The 22,825-nt window shown below is 55.2% G+C and carries 25 protein-coding genes; 16 read left to right on the forward strand and 9 right to left on the reverse strand.

Going from position 1 to position 22,825, the window contains the following annotated elements; genetic code table 11:
• Window positions 1-68: 68 nt before the first annotated feature.
• From fdrA to ABD76_RS27215, 7 genes are all read left to right on the forward strand, one after another.
• Window positions 69-1,829, forward strand: a complete 1,761-nt coding sequence (fdrA, locus tag ABD76_RS27185) for an acyl-CoA synthetase FdrA (RefSeq protein WP_197260030.1) — start codon at window positions 69-71, stop codon at window positions 1,827-1,829.
• A gap of 28 nt (window positions 1,830-1,857) precedes the next feature.
• Window positions 1,858-3,117 (forward strand): YlbE family protein, encoded by a 1,260-nt coding sequence (locus tag ABD76_RS27190; protein ID WP_197260031.1) that lies wholly within the window; start codon window positions 1,858-1,860, stop codon window positions 3,115-3,117.
• A gap of 37 nt (window positions 3,118-3,154) precedes the next feature.
• The gene (locus ABD76_RS27195; RefSeq protein WP_242069835.1) at window positions 3,155-4,084 is read left to right on the forward strand and encodes an oxamate carbamoyltransferase subunit AllH family protein; all 930 of its coding nucleotides are present in this window, start codon (window positions 3,155-3,157) and stop codon (window positions 4,082-4,084) included.
• A complete protein-coding gene (gene arcC / locus ABD76_RS27200) occupies window positions 4,066-5,007 on the forward strand; it encodes a carbamate kinase (RefSeq protein WP_197260032.1) in 942 nt (313 codons plus the stop codon). The genes ABD76_RS27195 and arcC overlap by 19 nt, the downstream gene beginning before the upstream one ends.
• A gap of 300 nt (window positions 5,008-5,307) precedes the next feature.
• A complete protein-coding gene (locus ABD76_RS27205; protein ID WP_197260033.1) occupies window positions 5,308-6,633 on the forward strand; it encodes an ABC transporter substrate-binding protein in 1,326 nt (441 codons plus the stop codon).
• A 56-nt stretch (window positions 6,634-6,689) separates the two neighbouring features.
• Entirely contained in the window at window positions 6,690-7,601 is a 912-nt protein-coding gene (locus tag ABD76_RS27210; RefSeq protein ID WP_242069841.1) for a carbohydrate ABC transporter permease, read from the forward strand.
• The gene (locus ABD76_RS27215; RefSeq protein WP_197260035.1) at window positions 7,591-8,448 is read left to right on the forward strand and encodes a carbohydrate ABC transporter permease; all 858 of its coding nucleotides are present in this window, start codon (window positions 7,591-7,593) and stop codon (window positions 8,446-8,448) included. The genes ABD76_RS27210 and ABD76_RS27215 overlap by 11 nt, the downstream gene beginning before the upstream one ends.
• 91 nt (window positions 8,449-8,539) lie before the next feature.
• Here the strand turns inward: ABD76_RS27215 and ABD76_RS27220 are convergent, their stop codons facing one another.
• A complete protein-coding gene (locus tag ABD76_RS27220) occupies window positions 8,540-8,785 on the reverse strand; it encodes a NifU family protein (RefSeq protein WP_006285354.1) in 246 nt (81 codons plus the stop codon).
• Window positions 8,786-8,875: 90 nt separating this feature from the next.
• Between ABD76_RS27220 and ABD76_RS27225 the strand changes: the two genes are divergently transcribed.
• On the forward strand, window positions 8,876-9,130 hold the full coding sequence (locus ABD76_RS27225) for a YuzB family protein (protein ID WP_197260036.1): 255 nt from the start codon (window positions 8,876-8,878) through the stop codon (window positions 9,128-9,130).
• 29 nt (window positions 9,131-9,159) lie between these two features.
• On the opposite strand, the gene ABD76_RS27230 is transcribed toward ABD76_RS27225, so the two are convergent.
• Both ABD76_RS27230 and mqnE read right to left on the reverse strand, forming a co-directional pair.
• Window positions 9,160-10,233 (reverse strand): NAD(P)/FAD-dependent oxidoreductase, encoded by a 1,074-nt coding sequence (locus ABD76_RS27230; RefSeq protein WP_197260037.1) that lies wholly within the window; start codon window positions 10,231-10,233, stop codon window positions 9,160-9,162.
• A gap of 177 nt (window positions 10,234-10,410) precedes the next feature.
• A complete protein-coding gene (gene mqnE, locus ABD76_RS27235) occupies window positions 10,411-11,517 on the reverse strand; it encodes an aminofutalosine synthase MqnE (RefSeq protein WP_197260038.1) in 1,107 nt (368 codons plus the stop codon).
• 398 nt (window positions 11,518-11,915) lie between these two features.
• Here mqnE and ABD76_RS27240 point away from each other — a divergent pair, with 398 nt between their 5' ends.
• The 4 genes from ABD76_RS27240 to ABD76_RS27250 all read left to right on the forward strand — a co-directional run bounded on the left by ABD76_RS27240 (window position 11,916) and on the right by ABD76_RS27250 (window position 13,948).
• Window positions 11,916-12,275, forward strand: a complete 360-nt coding sequence (locus ABD76_RS27240) for a HesB/IscA family protein (RefSeq protein ID WP_168179793.1) — start codon at window positions 11,916-11,918, stop codon at window positions 12,273-12,275.
• Window positions 12,276-12,497: 222 nt separating this feature from the next.
• The gene (locus ABD76_RS30035; protein ID WP_242069836.1) at window positions 12,498-13,136 is read left to right on the forward strand and encodes a tyrosine-type recombinase/integrase; all 639 of its coding nucleotides are present in this window, start codon (window positions 12,498-12,500) and stop codon (window positions 13,134-13,136) included.
• A gap of 38 nt (window positions 13,137-13,174) precedes the next feature.
• Window positions 13,175-13,504 carry a tyrosine-type recombinase/integrase gene (locus ABD76_RS30040; protein WP_242069842.1) on the forward strand — a complete coding sequence of 110 codons (330 nt, stop codon included), beginning with the start codon at window positions 13,175-13,177 and terminating at the stop codon, window positions 13,502-13,504.
• 12 nt (window positions 13,505-13,516) lie between these two features.
• A complete protein-coding gene (locus ABD76_RS27250) occupies window positions 13,517-13,948 on the forward strand; it encodes a type II toxin-antitoxin system HicB family antitoxin (RefSeq protein ID WP_197260039.1) in 432 nt (143 codons plus the stop codon).
• Between the two features lie 82 nt (window positions 13,949-14,030).
• Here the strand turns inward: ABD76_RS27250 and ABD76_RS27255 are convergent, their stop codons facing one another.
• Window positions 14,031-14,405: a hypothetical protein gene (locus tag ABD76_RS27255; protein ID WP_197260040.1), complete on the reverse strand. Its 375-nt coding sequence runs from the start codon at window positions 14,403-14,405 to the stop codon at window positions 14,031-14,033.
• A gap of 470 nt (window positions 14,406-14,875) precedes the next feature.
• On the opposite strand from ABD76_RS27255, the gene ABD76_RS31115 reads away from it, so the two are divergent.
• Window positions 14,876-14,989, forward strand: coding sequence for a putative holin-like toxin (locus ABD76_RS31115; RefSeq protein WP_197260041.1), 114 nt, complete (start codon window positions 14,876-14,878; stop codon window positions 14,987-14,989).
• A 302-nt stretch (window positions 14,990-15,291) separates the two neighbouring features.
• Here ABD76_RS31115 and ABD76_RS27265 read toward each other — a convergent pair whose 3' ends face one another.
• The 4 genes from ABD76_RS27265 to ABD76_RS27280 all read right to left on the reverse strand — a co-directional run bounded on the left by ABD76_RS27265 (window position 15,292) and on the right by ABD76_RS27280 (window position 18,343).
• The gene (locus tag ABD76_RS27265) at window positions 15,292-15,696 is read right to left on the reverse strand and encodes a DUF2871 domain-containing protein (RefSeq protein WP_197260042.1); all 405 of its coding nucleotides are present in this window, start codon (window positions 15,694-15,696) and stop codon (window positions 15,292-15,294) included.
• A gap of 249 nt (window positions 15,697-15,945) precedes the next feature.
• Window positions 15,946-17,346 (reverse strand): sensor histidine kinase, encoded by a 1,401-nt coding sequence (locus ABD76_RS27270; RefSeq protein ID WP_197260043.1) that lies wholly within the window; start codon window positions 17,344-17,346, stop codon window positions 15,946-15,948.
• Entirely contained in the window at window positions 17,343-18,023 is a 681-nt protein-coding gene (locus ABD76_RS27275; RefSeq protein ID WP_197260044.1) for a response regulator transcription factor, read from the reverse strand. Before ABD76_RS27275 ends, ABD76_RS27270 begins: the two co-directional genes overlap by 4 nt.
• A gap of 113 nt (window positions 18,024-18,136) precedes the next feature.
• Window positions 18,137-18,343, reverse strand: coding sequence for a hypothetical protein (locus ABD76_RS27280; protein WP_197260045.1), 207 nt, complete (start codon window positions 18,341-18,343; stop codon window positions 18,137-18,139).
• Between the two features lie 251 nt (window positions 18,344-18,594).
• Between ABD76_RS27280 and ABD76_RS27285 the strand changes: the two genes are divergently transcribed.
• Complete coding sequence (locus ABD76_RS27285) at window positions 18,595-19,257, forward strand: YheC/YheD family protein (RefSeq protein ID WP_197260046.1); 663 nt, start codon at window positions 18,595-18,597, stop codon at window positions 19,255-19,257.
• 293 nt (window positions 19,258-19,550) lie between these two features.
• On the forward strand, window positions 19,551-19,700 hold the full coding sequence (sda, locus tag ABD76_RS27290; protein ID WP_006676062.1) for a sporulation histidine kinase inhibitor Sda: 150 nt from the start codon (window positions 19,551-19,553) through the stop codon (window positions 19,698-19,700).
• A 399-nt stretch (window positions 19,701-20,099) separates the two neighbouring features.
• Here sda and ABD76_RS27295 read toward each other — a convergent pair whose 3' ends face one another.
• The gene (locus ABD76_RS27295) at window positions 20,100-21,107 is read right to left on the reverse strand and encodes an NAD(P)/FAD-dependent oxidoreductase (RefSeq protein ID WP_168179786.1); all 1,008 of its coding nucleotides are present in this window, start codon (window positions 21,105-21,107) and stop codon (window positions 20,100-20,102) included.
• 520 nt (window positions 21,108-21,627) lie between these two features.
• Between ABD76_RS27295 and ABD76_RS27300 the strand changes: the two genes are divergently transcribed.
• Window positions 21,628-22,824 (forward strand): NAD(P)/FAD-dependent oxidoreductase, encoded by a 1,197-nt coding sequence (locus ABD76_RS27300; protein ID WP_197260047.1) that lies wholly within the window; start codon window positions 21,628-21,630, stop codon window positions 22,822-22,824.
• The last annotated feature ends 1 nt before the right edge of the window (window position 22,825 follow it).

Here is a 22,825-nt window from a genome sequence, read left to right on the forward strand (position 1 = left end):
AGAATAAGGAAGCCAATCCTCCAGAGGGAAATCATCCACTCCGAACGGACAACCAGAGGTGAACTAGAATGCTGCATACGATCATTAAAAAGAATTCGTATCAAGATTCCGTCAATTTAATGCTTCTGACAAATCATATTTCGGCGCTGGAAGGCGTCAACCAAGCATCGATCATGATGGGGACGCCGGCCAACAAGGACATTATGAGCAATTCCGGCTTATATACAGATGAGCTGGAGCAGGCCGGAGCCAATGACATGTGCATCGTTATCGATGCAGAGGAGCAGAGCAACCTGGATGAAATCCTCGCTGCGGTCGACAGCTTTTTAAGCGACCAATCGGTTAGCTCCGCTTCGTCCTCGCTCGAGAGCGTACGCTCGTGGGAGCGTGCGCTGAAGGAGAACCCGGGCGCCAATCTGGCGATTATTTCGGTGCCGGGCCAATACGCGGCGGCGGAAGCGGACAAAGCGCTCGATTACGGCCTTCACGCGTTTATTTTCAGCGACAATGTGCCTGTGGAGGAAGAGCTGAAGCTGAAGCAGAAGGCGCATGATAAAGGGCTGCTCGTCATGGGTCCGGATTGCGGCACGGGGATACTGTCAGGGGTTCCGCTGGCCTTTGCGAACCGCGTCAAGGCGGGCAATATCGGCGTCGTCGGCGCCTCGGGGACAGGCATCCAAGAGGTGACGACGCTTATCGACCGCATGGGCGGCGGGATCAGCCATGCGATCGGCACCGGCGGGCGCGACCTCTCGGAGACGGTCGGGGCGATTACGATGCTGGACGGCATCCGCGGACTGGAGCACAACGAACAGACCGAGGTGATCGTCATCGTGTCCAAGCCGCCGGCGAAGGCGGTGCGCGATCAGGTCGTGCGCCAGCTGCAAGGGCTGTCGAAGCCGGCGGTCACCCTTTTCCTGGGAGAGAAGCCGTCCGCGCATGAAGGCAATGTCTATCAGGCCTACACGTTGGAGGAAGCGGCCAGAATTGCGGTCGACCTCGCCAAAGGCGCCGAGGTGCAGCCGCTGTACAGCGTGCCACTCGAGGTGCCGAAGATGGATTTGCAGCCGGGGCAAACCTCGATTCAGGGCCTGTATGCCGGCGGCACCTTGGCCGCTGAAGCGGCCATGCTTATCGCGGATGCGCTCCAATTGAAGGACGGACTTATTCATGAAGACGGCTACGTCCTCAAATCGAACGGTCATGCGATTGTCGATTTGGGCGATGACATGTATACGCAGGGCAAGCCGCATCCGATGATCGATCCGGCTACCCGGATCCAGCATATCGAGAAGGCGGCCCAAGATCCGGCGACGGCGGTCATTCTGTTCGACGTCGTGCTTGGATACGGGGGCCATGATGATATGGCGAGCGTGCTGGCGCCGGCGATTGCGAAGGCAACGGCCAAGGCGAAGGCGGAAGGGCGCAACCTGTATTTTGTCGGCGCTCTGTGCGGCACGCAGCAGGATCCGCAGTCTTATGCGGAGCAGAAGCGCAAGTTCGAAGAGGCGGGCGTGCTGGTGAAGGAAAGCAATAATCAAGCGGTTCGCACAGTCCTGGCGATGATGAACCTCGGCCTGGAGGACGCGCCGAAGACGCACCGTCCGGCGGCAGCGGTCATGCCGGAAGCGACCTCCGCGTCCGCGCCTGTCGCGGCGCTGCTTGGCGGGAAGCCTTCCGTCATCAATGTGGGGCTGCAGAAGTTCACGCAGGCCATCCTTGCAAGCGGCGCCCCGGCGATTCAATACGATTGGCGTCCGGTTGCCGGCGGCAGCGCGAAGATGCAGCGCGTATTGAAGCTTTTGAACGAGTACCGGTTTGCGAATTAATATCTGTTGACGTGGGAGGGAATTACAGATGAAATTCAACACGATAGATGAAGCCAATCAGGCGGTGATTGACAAGATTGCCGGCGGCACGCCGTTCCTCGTTGATGTAGTGCCGGCCCGCACCGTCATTCCGGAACTGGAAGGCAAGACGCTGCTGCATGCAGGTCCGCCGATCGCCTACCAAGACATGACGGGACCGATGCAAGGCTCATGTGTAGGCGCCGCGTTATTCGAGGGCTGGGCGAAGGAAGAAGCTGAGGCCCGCGCCATGCTGGAACGGGGCGACATCCGCTTCATTCCGTGCCACCATGTGAAGGCCGTCGGACCGATGGGAGGCATCACGTCCGGCAATATGCCGGTCTTCGTCGTCCATAACCGCGCCGAAGGCAATGAAGCGTACTGCATTATGAATGAAGGCATCGGCAAGGTGCTTCGCTTCGGCGCTTATTCGGAAGAGGTCATCACGCGTCTGAGATGGATGAGGGACGTGCTCGGCCCGACGCTGTCCCGCGCGCTGAAGGCGACGAAGGAAGGGCTTAATCTGAACGTCATGATCGCGAAGGCGATTACGATGGGCGACGAATTCCATCAGCGCAACATCGCCGCTTCGCTCGTCTTTTTGAAGGAAATCAGCCCTTATATCGTTAGTCTCGATATGGATAAGCAAGAGATGCAGAGCGTCATCAAGTTTTTGGCGGATACGGATCAGTTCTTCCTTAATATTATGATGGCCGCGTCCAAGGCCGTGATGGACGGGGCGCGCACAATCGAAGCCGGCACGGTGGTCACCGCGATGTGCCGGAACGGACGCGACTTCGGCATCCGCATCAGCGGCATGGGTGACGAATGGTTCACGGCGCCGGTCAATACGCCGCAGGGGCTGTTCTTCACCGGCTACTCGCAAACGGACGCCAACCCGGACATCGGCGACAGCGCGATTACGGAGACATTCGGCGTCGGGGGGATGGCGATGATTGCCGCTCCGGGCGTAACCCGCTTCGTCGGGGCCGGCGGTTTCCACGACGCGTTGGCGACGAGCAACGAGATGGTCGAGATCTCCATCGACCAAAATCCGAACTTTACGGTTCCAACCTGGAATTTCCGCGGCATTTGCCTCGGCATCGATGCGAGAAAGGTCGTAGAAACCGGAATTACGCCTGTCATTAACACCGGGATCGCTCATAAGGAGCCGGGTGTGGGACAGATCGGCGCGGGGACGGTCCGTCCGCCTGTCGAATGCTTCGAGAAGGCGCTGGAAGCGTATGCGGCCAAGCTCGGACTTCTGTAACGCATCTCAGCGTACGTATTGTCTCAGGGGAGAGGAGATGGACGCCCGGCTTGGGGCGCTCCTCGCCCGGAGGCCGACGGGCCGCGTCCACAGCATCTTCGAGAACGGAATCAACCTGGCAATGGGAGATGCGTTGATTTTTGTCGGCACGACGAAGAATGGCAGGCAGCCGTTCGGCATCCACATGGAGCGGGAGAGCGTCAACCGGCTGCGCCGCCATGTGAGGCTCGATGACACCGTCGTCACTGAAGGGCCGGACACGATTCGCTTTCTCCATCCGGCAGGTCCGCTGACGCTTGATCTGGCTCAAGCCGCGCCGTTCCTGGATGAAATCCGATCGGATCGGTATCATCGTGTTCGTGATAGGTTTCACGTAAACGAATTTTTGAAAACTTGCCTTGCCTGGGGCGTGCCGACCGGACTCGGTGTCGAATGGGACCGCTTTCTCGCCAATGATTATCGGCCGGACGAACCGCAATACGCGGTGGTGCGGCAGGCGGATCAGTTGCTTGACGCCCTGCTGACCGGCGAGGTTGAGGCGGCCGAAGGGCCTTTGCGTTATTTTCTCGGACGCGGACCGGGATTGACGCCGTCGGGAGATGACTTTCTCGTCGGCGTGCTGGCCGTCCACAAGCTAACCGGCGCATTTCATGAAGCGTGTGTGGCCGTCTTGCATCATATGGTGGAGAGAGAAGCCATCACGACCGATGTCAGCAGAGCGTATTTGCTCCATGCGCTGCATGGACGCTTCAGCGGCAAGGTCACCCGGGTGATGAACGCGATGGTAATGGAAGATATGGGAGAAAAGGAAGGTAAGGAAGCTATAGAAGACGCAGCTCGGCTCAAAGCCGATGTTGAGCAGATGCTCCAGACCGGACACAGCTCCGGAATCGATACGGCATTCGGGATCGCCAGTGCCATCATAGCCCTTAGGAGGTATGAAAAAACATGTCAAAACGAGTTGTGATCGCATTTGGGGGCAATGCCATCTTGCAGCCTCATCAGGCCGCAACCTATGAGAACCAGCTTGCCAATGTGCGCAGCAGCAGCAAGAAGATTGCCGATATCGTGGAAGCGGGCTACGAAGTCATTATTACGCACGGCAACGGCCCGCAGGTAGGTTTGATTTTGCAGCAAAATGAAGAAGCGAAAGAGGTTGTCCCGCCTTTTCCGTTGGACGTGTGCAGCGCTCAGTCTCAGGGCTTCATCGGATATATGCTCGATCAATGCTTGAAAAACGAGCTGCGCAAGCGGGGCTTGCCGCAGCAGGTCGTCAGTGTGCTCACCCAGACGAGAGTATCCCCGGAGGATGAAGCGTTCCTTCATCCAACGAAGCCGATCGGCGTCTTTTACACCGAGGAAGAAGCAAAGCGATTGATGCGGGACAAAGGCTGGAACATGCAGGAAGATGCGGGCCGGGGGTGGAGACGCGTCGTCCCATCGCCGCAGCCGCAATCGATTGTGGAGGCGGATACAATCATGAAGCTCGTCGCAAGCGGGGCCATTGTCATTGGCGCCGGCGGCGGAGGCATTCCGGTCGTGCAGGCCGCGGACGGCACGATTAGCGGCGTCGAGGCGGTCATTGACAAGGATCGCAGCGGCCTCAAATTGGCTCAGGAAGCGAATGCCGATATTTTTATGATGGTCACCGATGTGAAAAATGTGTTTATTCATTACGGCAAGCCCGAGCAAAAAGCGCTGGGGCATATCCGTAGCGAGGAAGCCAAGGAATATGTCCGGGAAGGGCATTTCTCCAGCGGCAGCATGGGGCCGAAGATGGAGGCCGCCGTGGCCTTTGCGGAACTTGGCAAGCACGCCATCATCTGCTCGCTCGACGATGCCGCTCTGGCTCTTCAAGGAACGGCCGGAACGCATATCTCTTCATTATAATGCATGCAACCGACAGGCTGCGTAAAGCGGAAGACGACCGCTTGCGCAGCCTTTTTGTGTCGATACAAGCCTTGCATCACGGCCCGTCCCGCTGAATATAGTGGAAGTGGCAGTGTAAATTTTCCCTTACAAGTTTTTTACAATCCGATCATCGCCCGTTAACAATACGGCCGTACATTGAATAGGTGCGGCAAAAAAGGGGGGAAACGTCCCGCGCATGCATGCAAAATCCGGCCTGCCGGCCGGAAAAGCACGAACGAACAGTCCGGGGGACTGCATGAAAAGGAGCTTGATTACGAAATGGATATGAAATCATGGCTGCGGCCGCTGCTGGCCGGCATGCTCGCCATCAGCCTGACAGCGTGCTCCGGCGGAGAAGGAGCAGGAACGACGGCGGATGCGAAGGCGCCGCCTGCCGGCTTGAAGGATGACACGACACCGGTAACTATTCAATACTGGCATGCCCATGCGGAAGCCCAGCTCGAAGGCTTGAACGCGCAGATTGCGGCGTTCCAGAAGAAATATCCCCATATTACGGTCGAAGCCGTCTATCAGGGAGGATATGGAGATCTACATAAAAAACTGCAGGCAGCGGTCGCGGCCAATGACGTTCCTGACGTGACCAACGTGGAGGTTGCTTCGCTTCCGAACTTCGCCGAGGGCGGCGTGTTCGCCGATCTGACGCCCTGGATCGAGCGGGACAAGGTGGATCTGGACGATTTCGCCTCCGGGATGCTGAAGGCGTATGCCTATCAAGGGAAGCAGTACGGGTTCCCGCTGATCGTCAGCACGAGCGTATTCATCTATAACAAGACGATGCTCGATGAACTGGGCGTGGAGCCGCCGCAGACATGGGGCGAGATCGACGCCTTCAATGCGAAGGTCGCCAAGCGGGACAACGGCAAGACGACCCGCTATGCCTTCTCGGTGCCGGGCTGGGATACGTGGTATTATGATCCGTGGCTCACCAACGGCGGCGGTCATATCCTGTCCGAAGACGGAAGCGAAGCCGCGGTGCAGACGCCGGAATCGCTCCGGTATGTGGAGAACTTCCACCGCTGGCTGAAGGAAGGCGTCGTCCATATGGGCTACGGCAAGGGCGCGTCCGACAATATGCGCCAGATGTTCCTCGGCGGCGAGATCGCCATGGTGCAGCATACGTCGGCCATGCTGAAGATGTACCGCGAGAATGCCAACTTTGAGGTCGGCGTGTCCTTCCTGCCGGGAGATCAGGAGCGCACCTCGAATATCGGGGGCGCCGGCATCGTGATGATGGACGGCATCAAGGATGACAAGAAGCGGGAAGCCGCCTGGAAATTCATTCAGTTCATGACATCGGCCGAACAAAATATCGCTTGGGCGGAATCGGTCGGATATTTGCCGACGCGGAAGTCGGCCATCGCCTCGGAGGAAGGACAAGCTTACTTCTCCAGATGGCCGCAGTACAAGGCGGTGTTCGATCATTTCGACAATGTGACTCCGCGCCTGCAGCATCCGGCTTATCCGGAATTCAGCGAGGTGTACAAAGAAGTGATCGGCGAAATGATTTTGAACGGGGCGGATCCGGTGCCGTTGATGAAGGAAGCCGCGGCCAAAATCAATGATATCCTGGCGGAGCATGAGTGATGGGCATGCGGGATGAGATGTTAACTCATTCGCTTCCTGCGGGGCAGGAGGCGGCGATGACCGTTCCGGCCCCCTCGCGGCGGGGCCGAAGACAACGGCGGGAGAGCTGGAAGGACCTGTTTTTCGCGCTGCCGGCGCTCGGATTTCTGGCGGTGTTCCTGTATTACCCCCTGCTGAATTCCATCTATATCAGCATGACGAACTGGAACATGACGCGTCCAACGAAGAAATTCATGGGCACCAACAATTATGTATGGCTGTTGAACAATGAGGACTTCTATCATTCGCTCAAAGTCACCTTGCTGTACACGGTGATGGACGTCGCCGGCACGCTTGGCATCGGGCTGCTGCTCGCCCTGCTCTTCAATGTCGCATCTTCGCGCCTGTTCGGCTTCATGCGGGGCATTGTGTTTATGCCGCATTATATTTCCATGGTCGTCGCGGCGATGGTCTTCACATGGATTTACAACGGGCAGTATGGCTTGCTGAACAGCCTGTTGAATGCGTTCGGCTTCGACTCGGTCGGGTGGCTGGTCGAGCCGTCAACGGCTCTGCCGGCGCTGGTCGCCGTCACTGTCTGGAAGGGAGTCGGCTTCGCGATGATTCTGTTCATCGCGGGCATGCGCGGCATTCCGATGGAGTACTATGAAGCGGCCGCCATCGATGGCGCGGACCGGGTGCGGCAGTTCTGGCATATTACGCTGCCGCTGCTGTCTCCGATGACGCTGTTCCTGCTCATTACGACGTTCATCTCATCGATGCAGGTGTTCCAATCCATCGATATTATGACGAACGGGGGGCCGCTGAAGGCAACCAATGCGATCGTCTATTGGATTTACACGATGGCGTTCGTCGAGTTCAAAACAGGACGGGCGATGGCGCTCGTGATGGTGATGTTCGTCATTATTTTGGCGCTTGCCTTGCTGCAGTGGTGGGCGAGCCGGAAGAAGGTGCATTATGAGGGATAACCGCATGGCGGGCCAACGGAACCGAAAGCTGATGTACGCCGGCCGCCTCGCGCTTGCCGTCATCGTCACCGCTTTGCTGTTCTTCCCGGTCTATTGGCTTATCGTCAGCTCGCTGAAAACGCAGCAGGAGATGCGGCTGGCGGTGCCGACCTTCTGGCCGCAGACCTTCTCCTGGAGCAACTATGCCGAGGCGTTCCGGATCATTCCTTATGCGCGCTTCTTCGGCAATACGCTTCTCATGTCCGCAGGCATCGTCGTGCTGCAGTTGAATGTGGCGCTGCTGGCCGCGTACGCGTTCGCCAAAGGCAGCTTCCGCGGCAAGGAAGCCTTGTTCTTCCTCGTGCTGGCGGCCATGATCGTGCCGGATCAGGTGACGTTCGTGCCCGTCTATGTCATGATGTCGAAGCTCAACTGGCTGGATACGTTCTGGGCGTTGATTATTCCGCACGGGGCGTCCGCTTACGGCATCTTCCTGCTCCGGCAAGCGTTCAAATCGGTCAACAACGATGTGCTGGAAGCGGCGCGGGTAGACGGAGGCGGGCGGCTGACGCTGCTGTACCGGATCCTGCTCCCGATGACGATGCCTACTGTCGTGACCCTGGCGGTGCTGCAATTCATTGGCGCCTGGAATTCTTATTTCTGGCCGCTCATCATGACCAATTCGAATGACATGCGCGTGCTTACCGTCGGCATCAGCATGCTGCGCGATTCGATTGCCGGCGATGAAGCGATGTACTTCCATATCATTATGGCCGCCAGCGTCATGGCGATTGTGCCGATTATCATTCTGTTCACGTTCATGCAGAAGCATATCGTCTCCGCGATGGCCAACTCCACCTTCAAATAGCGGAGGGGAGGGCTCCGGCCATCGGCACAAAAAAGGGATGCCGCCGGCCTCTTGAGGCCGATGGCATCCCTTGTCCATGCAGGGAGGGCAATTAGAACACTTGAACGACTTCCGTAATGCCTTCCACTTCTTCTACCAATGCGCGTTCAATACCCGCTTTGAGGGTAATTGTGGAGCTTGGGCAGCTGCCGCATGCGCCCATCAGGCGCAATTTGACAATACCGTCCTCGACATCGACCAATTCGACATCCCCGCCGTCACGCTGCAGGAACGGACGCAGTTTATCGAGCACTTCCAGCACTTCATCGTACATGCTGTTCTGTGTTTGTTCACTCATCTTTCGCCAACTCCTTTCATCCATGCTCCTTTTATTATATTATAAAGCTAATCGAAATCAAAGGCACGACATGAAAGCGGGGAAACATCTATGCGTCCGATCATAGAAATATGCGTGAATAACATGCATCAGGGAACGGACCAGTTGATGAAGCGGCTCGCCGATCTTCCGGATGTCGATGTGATCGAATACGGCTGCCTCGGCAATTGCGGAGAATGCTTCCTGTTCCCCTATGCGTATGTGAACGGGGAGATTGTGGCCGCGGAGACCGCGGAGCAATTATATGATGTGATCATGGAGAAAGCCAGGGAAATAAAAGCATGGGAGCAGCCGGACGCCGATTGACGCCGCTGCTCCCATTCTTGTATCTAGGGCTATCCGAAATGCTGCTTGGACATCCACAGCACGCCGCTCTTGATGACGCGCGGAACGTATCCGACCATCGTGCGCTTGCCGAGCAAGCCGAAGCCTGCTTTCTTGCCGAGGGAGCCGAGCACGCCCTTGAGCTTGATCTTGCCCAGATGCGGCGTCTCGTTCTTCCAGATCGCCTTGATGACATCGGCAATCTGCTCTCCCTGGGCGCCGGCCGCTTGCGCGCTCGGGGAGAACGGCAAGCTGGCGCAGTCGCCGACCACGAATACGTTCGGATAATCCGGAATCTGATGGTACGCATTCAGCAGCACGCGCCCCTGCGGATCTTTGGGCACCTGAAGCGCCTGAACGACCTCCACCGGCTGTATGCCGGCGGTCCATACCGTAGCGTGAGACAATATCTCCTCTTCCTTGTCTTCCGCGCGGTTATAAATGACGCCCTTCTCCAACCGGCTGACGTGTACATGGGAGCGGAGCTCCACATCATGCTCCCGGAACCAATCGGATACGTAGCGGGACAGCTTCTCCGGGAAGGCGGACAGCACCCGTCCGCCCCGATCCAGGATCCGGATGTTCAGATCGGGACGGCTCTCTCGCAATTCCGCCGCCGTCTCGACCCCGCTTAGTCCGCCTCCGACGATGCTGACCTGCCCGTATGGCTTGACGTCGTTCAAGCACTGATAGGTCTGCCTCGTGCTGGAGAGCGATTGAATGCTGCAGCCGAACTGTTCCGCGCCGGGAATGCCATGGAACTTGTCCGTGCAGCCCAGGCCAATCACCAAATAATCGTATGCCATGGCGTCATCATGCTCGAAGTGAATCAGCCGGTTGTCCAAATCGATGGCTTGGACATTGGCGTAATGAAGCTGAACGCGCGGATCGATCGGAAAGGATACGCGAATATCGATATCCGGAACCGTTCCGGCTGCCAGCGCGTAATACTCGGTCTTCAATCCCTGGTATGGCATGCGGTCAATCAATACAAGCTGTACGTCAGAGGGCAGCTCGCCCTCCAACAACCGTTGAATAATGGCCAATCCTCCGTAACCGCCACCTAATATGACGTATCGTTTCATCCGTTCGACTTCCCCCTATGATGCCGGAATAATAGATAAAGTGCCGTCATCGACAGCGCCTACGTCGTATGGCTCCTCTCCTGAAAACGGGTTGCTCGCGCAATGATGCCTGTTCTATTTTATCTATTTGTCTTTGTTCCTATCTCCCAAATTCATAGCTTGGCCTGCGATCCCAGGCTATTCGTAAACCTTCACTTCATTGTAGAAGGTGTCTCGCTCTACCGGAATTCGGCCTGCGCCCTTCACGAGCCAGATCAGCTCGTCGCGCGTCAGTCCTTCCGGCGTCAGCGCGCCTGCGGCATGGCTGATCCGCTCCTTGACGAGCGTGCCGTGCACGTCGGAGGCGCCGAAGGTGAGCGCGACCTGGGTGAGCTGCGTGCCGATGTTGATGAAGTACGCCTTGATATGCTGAACATTGTCCAGCATGAGACGGCTGATCGCGATCGTCTTCAAGTCCTCGTATGCGGAGTTGCGCCGCTTGATGCTCGCTTTCGGACTCTTCGGCTGCATCGAGAGCGGAATGAATACCTGGAATCCGTTCGTCTCGTCCTGCAATTCGCGAATCTTCATCATGTGGCGCACCCGATCCTCATGGGATTCGATCGCGCCGTAGAGCATCGTGGTGTGCGTCTTCATGCCTAATTGATGGGCTGTGCGGTGCACCTCCAAATACCGGTCGACACCGGCCTTCTCCACGCGCATCTTTTTGCGGTATTCATCCGACAGAATCTCCGCGCCGCCCCCCGTCAGCGACTCCAGACCGGCGTCCATCAGCTGGCGCAGCACTTCTTCGATGCTCAAGCCGCTGATGCGGGTGAAGAAGTCGATTTCGGCAGCCGTATACGCTTTGAGCGTCACTTGCGGATATTTCTCCTTCAGCACGCGCAAGGAATCGACATAGTATTGGAACGGCACATGCGGGTTATGGCCGCCGACGATGTGGAATTCCCGTACACCCGGATGAATGTGCTGGTCGACATAATCGATCATTTCCTGCCCCGACAGCGTGTACGCACCTTCTTCTCCCTGATCCTTGCGGAAATTGCAGAAGGCGCAGTGCGCTTCGCAGACGTTGGTAAAGTAGAGAGACATGTTCTCGATGAAGTATACTTTCTTCCCGTTCTTGCGCAAATTGGCGAGATTCGCTAATTGACCCAAGGTCAACAAGTCATCCGTCTCATACAAATATACACCGTCTTCCAGCGTCAAGCGTTCCCCACGCTCGACCTTGTCCACTATTTCGGCCATGCGGGTATCCGCATGACGGGCGATGACCGTTGTCATGCACAGGCCTCCTTCTCATTCATCTGCTCCTGTCCGTCACCGGCATCCGGCAGCGGGCATCCCTTTCGGCACTTACGCGAATGCGGGAGCGTCGCACCGGATCCGAGAGGCCGGTTGCCGCCAGGCGTGCGCATAGAGCCGCCTTGCCCGGCAGAGCAGTCTTGCGCCAGCCGGAGGGCCGGCGCGATCCATTTCCGAACAAAATAAAAACTCCTCGGCGAAATGTAAATTCCGTCGGAGCTTTCAGTGAAACATATCACAGCTTCCGTAGTCACCTTCATTATACTCTTGCCTTCCAGAAGGGGCAATACATGATGCGGGATAGCGGGAACGGGGAATCGTTCTCTTGTAACGATGCGGCGCGATGGGTATACTTAATACTACAAGGAGGGATTAGAATGATTACAATCAGCGATCAGGCGGTTGAGAAAATAGAGGAAATGATAGCCCAGGAGGAGAATCCGGCTTTGTTCCTGCGCATCGGCGTGCATGCCGGCGGCTGCAGCGGCTTCTCTTACGGCATGGGGCTGGACGATCAGGAGAGCGCCGATGACGTGCATATGACGTTCGGCCAGGTGAAGGTCGTCGTCGACAAAGAGAGCATCCCTTTCTTGAACGGACTCGTTATTGACTACAAGGAGTCGGGAATGTCCGGCGGCTTCACGATCGACAACCCGAACGCCATCGCCACCTGCGGCTGCGGCGCGAGCTTCCGTACCGCTCTGGCGGAAGGCAAGGCGCAGAAGTGCGACGATTAAGTTGGCGCCGTTAAGCTGTTTTTGTGACGTTGATATCTTTTCGTCAGCATTTACGGGAGCCATGCGAAAGCATGTTCGGTACTGTTAATAACATGCGAAAATTGCGTGTTATCAATCCCGATGATGAACAATAACAACCCTAATTTACGCGACTTAGGATTGTTAATTCCGGCCTCTTTAATGGTTAATGTTGAAAATTATACCATTAGGGAGGTTTTTATTTTGTCTTTGAAAAAGCGGAAAAAGCGAATTGTTATCGATGAGGTGACATATCCCGAGCTTACACTCGATCAGGCATTGGATATGGTCGTCAGTGCCAAACGCGCCGAGGGGCTTCGTGATCGGACGTTGAAAGATTACGCGAAGGATTACGGTTACTTCCTAAAGTGGTTGAAGGAGCACCATCCGGATATCGAGTACGTACACGAATTATCCCCGTCTATTTTCCGCGATCATCTTAATTGGATGAAATATGACGCCAAGCGTTACGCAGGCCATAAATACAACGGCCACCGCGATCACGGCGTTGGCTTATCGGACACGACGATCAACATTCGCCTTCGCGTGCTCAAAGCGATATTTAACCAATTAGAGCGCGACAACCTCATTGGGGAGAACCCGATTACGGGCGTTAGGACACTACGGCAGGACGTCGATTTGACAAACTGTCTAAGCGATGAAGAAATAAAGGCAATTCTTGCGCAGATAAATCAGCGCGAGTATGTCGGCTTTCGGGACTATGTCGCAATCGTACTGATGCTTGACTGCGGATTGCGTGTCTCCGAATTATTGAGTCTACGAGCGGCAGACATCGACTTCCAAACTTTATCTTACATTGCCGGGAGAACGGATAGCGGTTGAAGTTTTACGGTGAAAAAGCCGGGATCATTGGTAAAATGATGACAGCGCACGTTTACCGCCATACGTGGGCGCGGAACATGATATTTAACGGCTGCGACCCGTTCACACTTCAAAAGATGGGCGGATGGAAGGACATACGAACCATGCGGAGATACATCCAGATGGATACGAGCGACATGCGCAAAAGCCACGATAGCTACTCGCCAGTGAATACGCTCATAAGAAACGACCATGACGCGAAAAGCCCTGCCGTTGCTGGCGGGGCCGTTTCTTTGTTACGCAGTTTTTTCCGGTACGTACCGATAATTTTTTCCGTAACGAAACTCCTATTCACACGTGTTATAATACGTATTATATTAGATATATAAGGAGGCTTGTAAATGAAAGACCGATATATCTTTCCGGCGATCTTCGACTATGCGGACGACGGCATCTCGGTTGAATTCCCAGATTTACCCGGAACATTGACTTACGGAGATACTGACGAAGAAGCATTAAACATGGCAAAGGAATGTCTCGCGTTACATCTATACGGCATGGAAAAGGACGGCGAGGTAATTCCGGAACCTACTCGCGCAATCAATCTTAGTCTCGAGAGTAATCAATCCGCCGTTCTCATCGACGTATGGATGCCGCCATTCCGTGACTATATGGCGGAGAAGGCTGTGAAGAAAACGTTAACCATTCCGAAATGGCTTAACGACGCCGCGGAAGAGGCGAATGTTAATTTCTCGCGAATTCTCCAGGATGGATTGAAATCGTATCTTGGCGTAACCGATCGCAAGTCATATGAAAAAGGGCCCGTTGAATAACACGGGGCTTGAGATTGAAGACAAACTCCCGCGAAATACTGCAACCGCGGGCGTACTTTTCATTTTTATCCATATTTACAAATTAGGAGATGGGCGGCCGGTTTTCCATGTCCCGCAAATCATCCGGATTCGGAGAGATCCGCATGAACCCCACCAAAATTCGGTGGTACGGATGCAACGGGAGCCGTAGCGGAGCGGCCAGTTCGGCGTGAAGCACCTTCTCGATATAGTCATGCGGATAGAAATGAAGCGGAATGAAGTCCGGCAAAGACGGTGCTGCGGAGAACCCAAAAAATTCATCATTCAACCGCAGCGAGCCAATGGCGATGATCCGCCCGGCGCGCCGATGCGCAGCCGCTCCAAGACGCCGTTCAAGGTCTGATAGGCTCGGTTCGCCAATACATCTCCATATATTCTTCCGCCGTTCCCGGGCAGAACGTCTGCAGCTCCGGGTCATTCACTCCGCCTAAGCTGCAGTATCACCCACCACTCTAGCTCCTTGGCTCCACAAAAGCTGCAACATTTCTCGCACCTCTGATCATCTTGCTCTACCAATCCTGCAAGAATGCAGCAATTCTATTGACACGAGGTTGCGAAAAATAGGACTGCTGCAAAAATACAGCAATTCCTCAACGGCAAGGCGTAGAGAGCGTTCAAAGTGGCGAAATGCTGCAGTTTTTCAGGATTTTCTCGGAATTTCGCCTCTTGAGGCTAAAAAAGCTGCGCCTGTGCAGCATTTTCATGCGGGACCAGCTCGCTGCAAGCGCAGACCAGTTTGCCCTAACGCTGTCCTGCATTCCCCGCCCCCGCCATTTTAGCCGTCTTCTCTCTTCCGAGTAAGACTAGGTAGGTGGGAAAAATAGGATATAATTTCCATGCAATAGAATGGCTTGATGGGCGGTCGGCTAGTCTCCCGGGAGGGAGGCGATGCTTGTGAGCGTATATGAAGCGCTATTCGTTATGTTCCAGTTTGGAATATGGATATTCGCGTTATTGATGTTCGTAATAACGCTGCTTCTATACCTGCACACAAAGAAATAGACCGCCCTCCGGAAAAGGTTAACGGTCTATTTCTGTAAAGTTTCCGCAGCCACCGCCTTTGAAGCGGCTATTGCACTGGAGTCGTGTTACCGCACGGCTCCTTTTCTATTAATATGATAACATAGCGGTTTTTAAACTTCTACTTTATTTGGCGCCTGTGCATATCCACGTCGCCTCCCGAGGGGGCAGCGCGCTCGCGAGGTTTTTTGTTCAGATGAAGCAAAAAACCTCCAGCCCCCCGTGAAGAAGGCTGGAGGTTCTTCCCGCCGGGGCGGCGAGCTGGCGGAAGGACGGCGCTATGGCTACGCCGGCTCCTTGATCGTCTTGCCGAGCAGGACCATAAGCCAGATGATGGCGGCCCCTACAATCGCATGCCCGAGTCCGGCCATATGGTTCAGGCCGTTCATGTCCCTGCCAAGCACCTGCAGGATGCCGCGTGCCGTCATCGTGCCGATTGTAATCAGCATGCCCGCATTATATACATAGAACCACGCCGTGAATGAGCGGACCTCGTGGACGCGGAACTGGCGCGCCAGGATGAGGAGCACGAGGAAGAAGAGAAAGCCGAGCACGAGCAGATGGGTATGCAGCGGCTTCAGCATGGTATAATCCGTAAACCCGTTGTGCTTCGTGAACTCTCTGAAAAAAACACCGGCTGCCAGCCCGAGCACAGCATAAATAAATGATGTCACATACAGCTTTTTCATGGTGATTCCCTCTCTCCATATCATTTTGGGGAACTGCTGCCGGAACTCTCATCGCCTCTGCGTCCGCGCCGTTGTGGCGGGAGGGCTTCAGGCTTTTTCCCCAGTTTGTATGTTCTCGTCTCTACGAGACAGTATACCTGCCTCATATGAACGGAATATGAACGGAAGGTAACAAATTCTGAGGATCGGAGCCGCCCCGCCGCATGGATTGCTGCCTTCCTTCAAGGGAACGGACGGGCCAGGCATGCGCTAAGCGGAAACGCCGGAAGGCTTGGCCGGCAGCAGCACGGTGAACGCCGTCCCCTCTCCGACAGCGCTCGCGGCGCGAATCGATCCGCCGTGCAAGCGGACAATGCGCTCGGCGATGGAGAGTCCGAGGCCGGTTCCGCTTTGCGAGCCTCGTTCCGGAGAGCTTGATTTATAGAAGCGGTCGAAAATATAGGGAAGATCCTCCGCCGGGATTCCCCTGCCGGTATCGCGAATAACCACCTCGGCACTGCCATTCCCATTTATTCCACATTGTACATAAAGGCTTCCGCCCGTATCTGTAAACTTGATCGCATTGGCGAGCAGGTTCATCCACACTTGATGAAGCAAGCCGGCATCGCCGGACATTTCCGTCTTCTCGAGTTCGAGATGGAGCTTCAGCTTCTTCTCCGACCATTGAGGCTCCAGCGTAATCAACAGTTCCCGCAGCTGCTCATCGAGCCGGAACCGCACCCGCTTGAGCGCCTCCTGGCCGCGGTCGAGCGACGCGAGCGTCAGCAGCTGCCGGCTTAGCCCGGACAAACGTTCGCTCTCCACCGCGATAATATGGAGATATTTGCGCTCCTCTTCCGGGGGGAGCGGGTGCTCAAGCAATTGGGCGGCGAGCCCGTGAATCGATGTAAGCGGGGACTGGATCTCATGGGAGACGTTGGCGACGAACTGCTTCCGCATCGTGTCGGCCTGCTCGATGGATTGGGCCATGCGCGTGAAGCGGCGGGCCAGCTCCCCGATCTCGTCCTGGCGGTGGACGTCAAGCCGCACCTCATATTGTCCGCGCTCCAGCTCGGTGGTTGCCTTCGCCAGCCGGTTGACCGGACGAACGATATACCGGGACTTGATGGCGATAAGCACGAGGCTGAAGCCGAAGGTGACGGCCAGCAGCACGGCCAGCAGCAGGCGGATTTCCTCCGTCTGCTGCACCATATCCGGGCGGATGAACAGCGCGTACCGGCCGTCCTGCGCCTCCAGCGGGAGTCCATAACTGAACTCCAGCTTGTTCTCGAAAATGTTCGGGATGAGCCACCGCTGCTTGTTCTCCAGCAGGCCTTTGTAAACTTCGCCTTCAAGCACGCGCCGCACCGCTCCCTCCGGCAAAGTCGCCTCCTTGAAGGCGCGGCCGAACGCGGCGGCTTGCCCGTCCTCATCGAACAAATAGAGCTGGTACCCCATCCCGGAGAGATGCTCCATATAGGATGCGAGCTTGTCCGGGGACGATTCCGCGGCGAAAAAGGCGATGGAGCGCCCGATATCCTGCATCTTCTCCTCATAATGCAGATTGAGGGTATGGCCGTATGCCAGATTGGCCGTGAGGAGGCCGACCGCAAAGCTGAGCAGCACGATGACGACGGAACTGGTCACAATCGTCGCATATAATGATCTCATGCGCCGCGAACCTCCAGCTTGTAGCCGAGTCCCCGGATGGTGACGATGCGGAAGTCGTCCGTCGCCTCATGCAGCCGCTCCCGGAGACGCTTAATATGGACATCGATCGTTCGGCTGTCGCCGGTGAAGTCGGCGCCCCAGATCTGATCGAGAAGCTGGTCGCGGGTGAACAATCTTCCGGGATGGGCGGCCAACTGCGTCAGCAGCTCGAACTCCTTGCGGGGCAAGGTCCATTCCTGCCCGCCGGTCGTCACGATATAGCTTGCCCTGTCGATGATCGTGTCGTGGAAGCGAATCGTTGAGGCCGAGACGAGCTGATAGCGCCGCAGGAGCGCCTTCATCCGGAACAGAAGCTCCTTCGGCTCGAACGGCTTGACCAGATAATCGTCGGTGCCGGCTTCATAGCCTGCAGCCTTATCCTCCAGCTCGCCGCGGGCCGTGAGCAGAATGACGGGAATATCATAATGCCGGCGGATATCGGCGCAGAGCGTCCAGCCGTCCACGCCGGGCATCATCACATCGACAACGGCGATATGAACCGTTTCTTTTTCCAACAGAAGAGAAGCAGCCGTGCCGTCAGCCGCCTCGATCACCTCATATTGCTCCCGTTCGAGAATCAAGCGCAGCAGGGTCCGAATATGCGGATCGTCGTCCGCGACAAGCACTCGAATGCGCATCCGTATGCACCTACCTTGAATGTAATAATTTTCACATAAACCGGAAACGACGGCTCTCCCTATAGCGAATCCTTGGAACCGCGGATGGCGGCTTCCAAGGATCTCGTTGTTCGCTACAGAAACGTTTTGTCGATCATTATCGCAATCAAATAAAAGCAAAATAAGGAAAATAGCCAGCATCCTACCCCAAGCAAACGATGTTGCTTTTTCCAAAATTGAAAGCCGAGTGCCAATATTCCGGCATTGGCCAGAACCAGCACCACGGACATGCCGACAATGGCAATCCAATACAGCACTTCAAATACGGCGGCCGTCGTCATGGAAAGTCGCTCCCATCTTCAATATTGCAATCCCTCTTCAACCTTATCCATACGATACCATCCCGCCTATACAATGACAAGACGACGAGGACGGTGAAATATGTCGAATTGCAGCGCTCCGGAATTGTGAGGCGGAAGCGGGGAAGGCATGTCCCCAAAATAAGGCGCGTGCCGTGACAATCATCCAAGAATCAGCGGGCGTCATTGAGTATGTATAAACTAGAAGCTCGTAGACGAAAGGGGATAGACGCATGGAAGGACGACAGTTAGCCAGCAAATGGCTGAAGACGGAAGCCTTGCTTGGAAATTCGCAGGTTGCGGATCATATCCCGGCAACGCGGATATACAACACTTCCAATTTGCATCAAATGCTGAACCAGTACGGATTTGTCGTCATCAAGCCGATCGTGGGAGGCGGCGGAACCGGCGTCATCAAAGTCACCGCGGAAGGCGGCAATTATGCGTACACCTATATGGAAAAGACGCGCTCCTTTACCGAGTTCGATGCGATGGTCCGCTCGCTCTCCACGGTGAAGAAGAAGCGCAGCTATATTATTCAGCGCGGCATCCGGCTCGCCACGATTGGCGGACGGCCGATCGATTACCGGGTCAAATTCGTGAAAACGAGGGGGAGATGGATTTGCCGGGGCGTTGTCGGCAGATTGGCGCGGCACGGCCTCTTCGTGACGAATCTGTGCCGGGGCGGGACGCAGCTCGGCGGGGCGGAAGGGATTCGCCGCTCCTTGTCCGGCCGGCTGGTCAGAGCGAAAAGAAGAGAGATGCTGCACCTTTCGCGGCTGTGCACCCGCATATTGGAGGGGAAATATCCTGGCATTAGCCAGCTCGGCTATGATTACGGGATCGACAAATCCGGACATATCTGGATCTTTGAAGTGAATACGCGCCCGCAATAGCGATCATTCGCGATGCGGGCGGGCTTCCGCGTTTGCCTAAAAGAGTGATAGATTTCATTTGGGATGAACAGGATTATGATTAAAGATTTTTATCCAAAATTCAACAAAAATAGATGTGAATAAAGCTATCCACATCATCCCCAGTGATTCAAGTCCTTTTTCGACGGTTATCAACAAGTTAAACACAAATCTTCCACAATTGGCTGTGGATAACGGAACGCTTGTTCCTGAGAAAACAACCATGATATGATGATGGGGCATTAAGGAAACTTTTAGGAAAGGTTGTGATTAGGATGGCTTTGCTCTCCGATGAATTGCTTATGGATTCCTATGAGCAGGCAATCAAGCTGGGACTAGATGATGACTTCATCGCGCTGCTGCTTGCCGAAATTCAGAAACGCCGCCTGCATCCGACCCTCTTCCACAAACCGGTGCGCAGATAGAATAGCCGGTTATTCGTGATCCTTACTCCCAAGACAGGCCATTGACGGTTGAGGACGTATTACAGTGCTCACAATATAAGATATGCACGCACAGCCGTCTGCTAGAACGATCCTTGATATGGATCGGGAGCGTCTCATGGTCGTCCTCCGCTTGGAAATAAGGAGAGTAAGGTCCATAATAATCTTCCAGTTTGCCGCTGTCGACGGCTGGGTTCAAACAGTTCGGACATGGAAAAAGCATGTGACTGGTTATGCCGTTGCATAGTGGACAAACATGAAACAAGGGTATCCTCCTCCGTTAGATACAGATTAGGAGTAGGATACCCTTTCTTTCCTTTTCTCATGACAAGCCGTTAATATTGCGCGATCTGCGCCATTCTGCGCCGCCAGGCGGGCCGCTTACATCTTCATGTTGCTGCTGTGGCCCGGGGACAGCTTGGCCGTCGGATCGATATACACCTTCGCGTTGTTCACCGCTGTCGGCGCTTCGCCGAATCCGACCGCAATCAGTTTTAGCTTGCCGGGATATGTCGTAATATCGCCTGCCGCAAATATGCCCGGAATGTTGGTCTCCATCCGGGTGTCGACGACAATCGATCCGCCTTCAATGTTCAATCCCCATTCGGCAATCGGCCCCAACGAGGATACGAATCCAAAGTTAACGATGACCGCATCGACATCGATATCCATCGAGCCCTTGCTCTTCGTATCTGCGATGGTCACCCGTTCCACTCGTCCCGCGTCTCCGTGGAGGGCGGTAATCTCCTTCGGCGTCAGCACCTGCACCTTCGAGTTCATCAATTGCTCGACGCTGTGCTCATGGGCGCGGAATTTGTCGCGGCGGTGAATCAACGTCACCTGCTCCGCGATCGGCTCCAGCATCAAGGCCCAGTCTACCGCGGAATCGCCGCCGCCGCTGATCAGGACGCGCTGGCCTTTGAACTGCTGCAGATCGCTGACGAAATAGTGCAGATTCGACTTCTCGTACTGCGCGGCTTCCGGCAGTTCGAGCCGGCGCGGTTCGAAGGCGCCCACGCCCGCGGTGATGATCACGGCCTTGGCGTGATGAACCTGCTTATCGGTCGTAACCGCGAAGAGGCGCTCATCGAGCTTCTCGACCTTAAGCACCTTCTCTTCCAAACGCACATCAGGGTGGAAATGATCCATCTGCTGCTTGAGCTGATTGACCAGTTCCTGGGCCGTAACCTTCGGGAATCCGGCTACGTCGTAAATGTATTTCTCCGGGTACAGGGCCGCCAGTTGTCCTCCTAATTGAGGCATGCTCTCAAGCAGCCGCACGGATGCTTGACGCATGCCGCCGTAGAAGGCGGCGAACATTCCGGCAGGACCGCCACCAATAATAAGAATATCTACAATATCTTGTTGTGAAGCTGGCTGTGAATCCAAGGCAGAGCACCTCCAAAATGACGATGTCAGACCACGTGATCATGGTCATTGTGCAATCCGGCACATTATCCATTATAAACCTAGTGCGGAGAGAAGGAAACAATGCATTTGAAAATGTTTCAAGTCATGGCAGCGGTTTTCACAAATAAAATGTGGTACAATATAGGAAAGAAGGAAGAAGACCAAAATATCGGCCCATAAATTTACAGTTTAAAAAAACAAACATGTAAAGCGCTTACATTTTGAATTCGGTAAAAATGATGCTTGTATTTTAGCTGGAAACTCGATATCATTGCATGTGGATTGTATACAAAGTTCGATAAATTGTCGATGATGCAATTCATAGCGGCGCTTCTTTTTTACAACATTGCGCAGGCACTGGTTTGTTTTTTTTTGTGGGGATTTTCACATTTCCACAACGACTTATTATAAATGGGCGTCGAAGCACAGCCGATTCTTTTCCTGCGGGTCCATAGAGTCGGCTCAAGTTGATTTACCCGACTGGAAGGAGCAAATTACGATGAGCAACATACCTAAAATCGTCATTTTAGGCGCGGGTTACGGTGGCATCATGGCAGCTCAGCGGCTGCAAAAAGAACTGAATTACAATGAAGCGGATGTAACGCTGGTCAACAAACATGACTACCATTACTTCACGACTCATTTGCATATGCCTGCTGCCGGTACAGACTCCTATGAAAATGCGCGCGTATCGATTTCGAAGCTGATCGACGAGTTCAAGATCGATTTTGTCAAATCGACCGTCAAAGAAATCCGCGTGCAAGACAAGAAGGTCATTTTGGAAGACGGAACGCTGTCCTTTGATTACTTGGTCATCGGCCTGGGCGGCGAGCCGGAGACATTTGGCATTCCGGGTCTGGGCGAGTATGCGTTCAGCATTCGCAGCATCAACTCGGTCCGCGTTATCCGCGAGCATATTGAGCATCAATTCGCTCTGTTCAAGCAGGACGAGAGCAAGAAGGAGCGCCTGAACTTCATCGTCGGCGGAGCGGGCTTCACCGGCATCGAGTTCGTAGGCGAATTGTCCGATCGCGTTCCGCAGCTGTGCAAGCAGTTCGATGTCGATCCGCAGCTCGTCAATATTTATAATATTGAAGCGGCGCCGACAGCGCTCCCGGGCTTCGATCCGGAGCTGGTCGAATATGCGATGGACGTGCTGAAGAAGAAGGGCGTCACCTTCAAGCTTGCGACCGCCATCAAGGAATGCACGCCGGAAGGCGTCGTGCTCGCGACCGGCGAAGAGATCAAGGCGTCGACCGTCGTATGGACCGGGGGTATCCGCGGCAACCGTCTTATCGAGCAAGCCGGCTTCGAAGCGATGCGCGGACGTGTGAAAGTCGATGAATATTTGCGGGCGCCTGGCCATGACAACATCTTTATTATCGGTGACAACTCCTTGCTTATTAATCCGGCCAACGATCGTCCATACCCGCCGACAGCGCAAATGGCGATGCAGCAAGGCCCGGTATGCTCAAGCAATATCGTCGCTTCCATTCGCAATCAACCGCTTAAGAAATTCGAGTTCCATAATAAAGGGACGGTCGCATCCCTGGGCAAAGGCGAAGCGATCGGCGTCGTCGGCTCGAAGAAGCTGAAAGGCTTCTGGGCGGCGCAGCTGAAAAAGGTGATCGACATTCGCTGGCTGTTCATCATCGGCGGCATTTCTTTGGCGCTTCGCAAAGGGAAGTTCTTCTAAG

This window comes from Paenibacillus dendritiformis, assembly GCF_015845845.1.
GTDB lineage: Bacteria > Bacillota > Bacilli > Paenibacillales > Paenibacillaceae > Paenibacillus_B > Paenibacillus_B dendritiformis_C.